The 3,334-nt window shown below is 65.2% G+C and carries 3 protein-coding genes, 1 tRNA gene and 1 pseudogene; 3 read left to right on the top strand and 2 right to left on the bottom strand.

Annotation, left to right across the window (positions count from 1 at the left end; translation table 11 throughout):
• Positions 1-405 (top strand): annotated as a pseudogene (locus RMO40_RS02020) (peptidoglycan-binding protein); the annotation flags it as partial.
• 122 nt (positions 406-527) lie between these two features.
• Here RMO40_RS02020 and RMO40_RS02015 read toward each other — a convergent pair.
• Positions 528-1,565 (bottom strand): 2Fe-2S iron-sulfur cluster-binding protein, encoded by a 1,038-nt coding sequence (locus tag RMO40_RS02015; RefSeq protein WP_309715562.1) that lies wholly within the window; start codon positions 1,563-1,565, stop codon positions 528-530.
• 57 nt (positions 1,566-1,622) lie between these two features.
• Here RMO40_RS02015 and RMO40_RS02010 point away from each other — a divergent pair, with 57 nt between their 5' ends.
• Complete coding sequence (locus RMO40_RS02010; protein ID WP_309715560.1) at positions 1,623-2,525, top strand: NAD-dependent epimerase/dehydratase family protein; 903 nt, start codon at positions 1,623-1,625, stop codon at positions 2,523-2,525.
• A gap of 3 nt (positions 2,526-2,528) precedes the next feature.
• Here RMO40_RS02010 and RMO40_RS02005 read toward each other — a convergent pair whose 3' ends face one another.
• Positions 2,529-3,113 carry a rhomboid family intramembrane serine protease gene (locus RMO40_RS02005; RefSeq protein WP_309715556.1) on the bottom strand — a complete coding sequence of 195 codons (585 nt, stop codon included), beginning with the start codon at positions 3,111-3,113 and terminating at the stop codon, positions 2,529-2,531.
• Between the two features lie 92 nt (positions 3,114-3,205).
• On the opposite strand from RMO40_RS02005, the gene RMO40_RS02000 reads away from it, so the two are divergent.
• Positions 3,206-3,290 (top strand) — tRNA-Leu (locus RMO40_RS02000).
• Positions 3,291-3,334 lie beyond the last annotated feature (44 nt).

The raw sequence follows: 3,334 nt of genomic DNA, 5'->3' as shown, positions 1-3,334 counted from the left end.
TTCTCCGGCCGCACGGGTGGCGGAAGCGCTGGCCTGCTCACCGGCAAGCTGGGCGTGCTCGGCGCGGTGGCTGGCAATGTGAAGCGCAATGAAGCGTCAACCACCTTATTGCTGATCGACAACCGTTCGGGCGTGCAGATTGCGGCGGCCGAAGGCACGGCCGGCAACTTCGACTTCGGCCTGTTCGGTGCAGCCTTCACCGGCGGCCTGGCCGGTGGTGGCGGCGGTTATGCCAACACGCCGCAAGGCAAGGTGGTGGTGGCCGCGTTTGCCGACTCGTTCAACCAGATGGTCAAGTCCCTGCGCAGCTACAAGGCGCAAACCGTCAAGGGTGGCCTGGGCACGGGTGGCCGGCTGGGCGTGGATGGTGGCAGCACGCCGGCATCCAAAGAGATCAAGAAGTAAGCGACAGATCGCTCACGCATCAGGCCGCGCTTCGCCAGAGGCGCGGCCTTTTTCATGCACCGTGCTTGTCGCTCCGGCTCACATCGGCTGCGCCGACATGAGCCTGCACCGCAAACATGTCGCTATGCGCCATGTTTATCAGCTTCGGAGGTGAAACTGTCGGCGTAGAACTCATCTGCTGGCAGCCCACACAGCGCTACAAAATCGCGCTGTGCAGAGTCCACCATGATGGGCGCGCCGCAGGCGTACACCTGGTGGCGCGAAAGATCAGGCAGGTCGTTCATCACCACCTGGTGGACGAAGCCGGTGCGGCCTGTCCAGCCGTCTTGCGGCAACGGCTCTGAGAGCACCGGCACATAGCGCAAGTTCGGCAGAGTGCGAGCGGCCTCCACGCACCAGTCGTGCATGTAGAGATCGGCGAGGCTGCGGCAGCCCCAATACAAGACGGTGGGCCGGGTGATGCCCTTGAAGCGCATGTGCTCGACGATGGCTTTCACCGGCGCGAAGCCGGTGCCGCTGGCCAGCAACACGATGGGTTTGTCGCTGTCTTCGCGCAGGAAGAAGCTGCCGAACGGGCCTTCCAGCCGAAGGATTTCCTTCGCTTTCATGGCGCCGAACACGTGGTCGGTGAACACGCCGCCCGGCATGTGCCGGATGTGCAGCTCGATGCCCGGCTTGTCGCCCTGCGTGCTGGGCGCATTCGCCATGCTGTAGCTGCGGCGGTGTCCATCCTTCAGGATGAACTCGATGTACTGCCCGGCGCGGTATTGCAGCGCGTCGTTGGCTGGCAGCTGCAGCTCCAGCACGGCCACGTCGTGGCTCGGTTTGCTGATTGTCGTCACGCGGCAAGGCATCTTGCGCACGGCAAACTCGCCCGCACCGGCCACGGTGCGCGCTTCGAGTACCACGTCGGTCTGCGGCGCGGCGCGGCAGGTGAGGGTGAAACCCGCTTCTTCTTCGGCGGGGCTCAGGGCCTTGGCCTGATGGGTGCCGTGGATCACGCGGCCTTCGAGCAGCTTGCACTTGCACGAGCCGCAAGCGCCGTCGCGGCAACCGTAGGGCAGGCCCACACCCTGGCGGATGGCAGCCGCGAGGATGGGCTCGTCGCGGTCGACGGAGAAACTCACGCCGCTGGGCAGCACGGTCACGGTGAACGTCATCGGATAACCTCGGTCAGCACTTTCACAAATCAGCCGGCAATTTTGCCCGCTCGTTCCATGACCCTTCAGGCCAGCCTGCCTACACGTTTCAAACGCCCCACTTTGTTGATCGTCGGTTGTGGCGATGTGGGGATGCGCGTGGTGCGCTTGCTGCATGGCCGTTGGCGCCTGCTCGCGCTCACGTCGAGCCCGCAACGTGCGCCGGTTTTGCGTGAGGCCGGTGTGGTGCCGTTGATCGGCAACCTGGATCAGCCTGCAACCCTCGCGCGCCTGGCCGGCATGGCCGATGCGGTATTGCATCTCGCACCACCTCCTGGCCAGGGCGAGAGCGACACGCGCACCCAGAACCTGCTGCATGCGCTCGCGCGCAAGAGCCGCGTGCGCCGCATCGTCTACGCCAGCACCAGCGGGGTGTATGGCGACGCACAAGGCGCGCGCTTCGACGAAACCCGTGCCGTCAATCCGGCCACCGACCGCGCACGCCGCCGCGTGGACGCCGAGGCGCGTGTGCGCTGGTACGGCCGCGCGCTGGGTGCGAGTATCAGCGTCTTGCGCATCCCCGGCATCTATGCGGGCGACCGCATCGGGGGGCACCCGCGCGAGCGCCTGGCCCGAGGCACGCCGGTGCTCGCGGCCGATGACGACGTCTTCACCAACCACATCCATGCCGATGACCTCGCCCGCGCCTGCGTAGCGGCGTTGCACCGCGGCCTGCCGCAGCGTGTGTTCCACACGAGCGACGACACGGAGCTGAAGATGGCTGATTACTTTGAGTTGGCGGCCGATCTCTGCGGCTTGCCTCGCCCCCCCCGCATTTCCAGGCAGCAGGCGGGCGAGCAGATGTCGGCGGTGCAGCTGTCGTTCATGAGCGAGTCACGCCGGCTCGACAACACCCGCCTGAAGCGTGAGCTGCGACTCAAGCTGCACTACCCGACGGTGAACGAAGGGCTGCTCGCCTGACGCTCAACGTCGGCGGTTGAAGGGCGCCTGCCCGCGCCAGTAGCGGATGGTCAAGAAGCCGCCGATCATGCCGCCCAGGTGGGCCAGCGAGCCCAGACCACCGGCCAGGCCCAGCACCAGCGAGATGGCGCCGAACACGGCCACGAACACCTTCATCTTCATCGGGATCGGCGGGAACAGCGGCATGATGGTGCGATCGGGGAAGTACATCGCCGCGGCCATCAACAAGGCATAGATTGAACCCGAGGCGCCGACCAGGCTGTTGGCGCCCATGCCGGGCAGGGCAGTTGCCACCATGAACGTGATGCCGCCGAAGATGGCACCGATTGCCAGAAAGCTCAGGTAGCGCTTGCGGCCCCACATCACCTCCAGTTCAGCGCCAAACATCCACAGGCCCAGCATGTTGAAAAACAGGTGCAGCATATCGCCGTGCAAGAAGGCGTAGGTCAGCGGCTGCCACGGTAGAAAGAAACTGCTTGCCACCGGATAGAGCGCGAACCAGCGCGTGATGGGCAAGATCTGCTGCAGGCAAAACACCGCCGTGCAAGCCAGCATCAGGAATTGTGTGATCGGTGGAATCGGCGGCATGCGGCGGGGGCGAGAGAATAAAGCCGCAAGCGTACCCGGTTTGACCCAAGCGACCGGTGGCCTGTGGCAAAATCGCGGCCTCTGCTGCACCGGCCTCGGTGGCGAAATTGGTAGACGCGCGGGACTCAAAATCCCGTTCCGCAAGGAGTGTCGGTTCGATTCCGACCCGAGGCACCACCCCTTCTTCTGCACCTGCTCCATGGCCCTGCCACAATCCGGGC

It is taken from the genome of Rhizobacter sp. (assembly GCF_031412075.1).
Classification (GTDB): Bacteria; Pseudomonadota; Gammaproteobacteria; order Burkholderiales; family Burkholderiaceae_C; genus Rhizobacter.
Note: the sequence above shows the minus strand (reverse complement) of the source record. Positions and strands in the feature narration are given on the sequence as shown.

Bases quoted from the DNA above. Each gene is read 5' to 3' on its own strand.
- RMO40_RS02005 (WP_309715556.1), bottom strand. From the start codon at position 3,113: ATGCCGCCGATTCCACCGATCACACAATTCCTGATGCTGGCTTGCACG.
- RMO40_RS02010 (WP_309715560.1), top strand. From the start codon at position 1,623: ATGACCCTTCAGGCCAGCCTGCCTACACGTTTCAAACGCCCCACTTTG.
- RMO40_RS02015 (WP_309715562.1), bottom strand. From the start codon at position 1,565: ATGACGTTCACCGTGACCGTGCTGCCCAGCGGCGTGAGTTTCTCCGTC.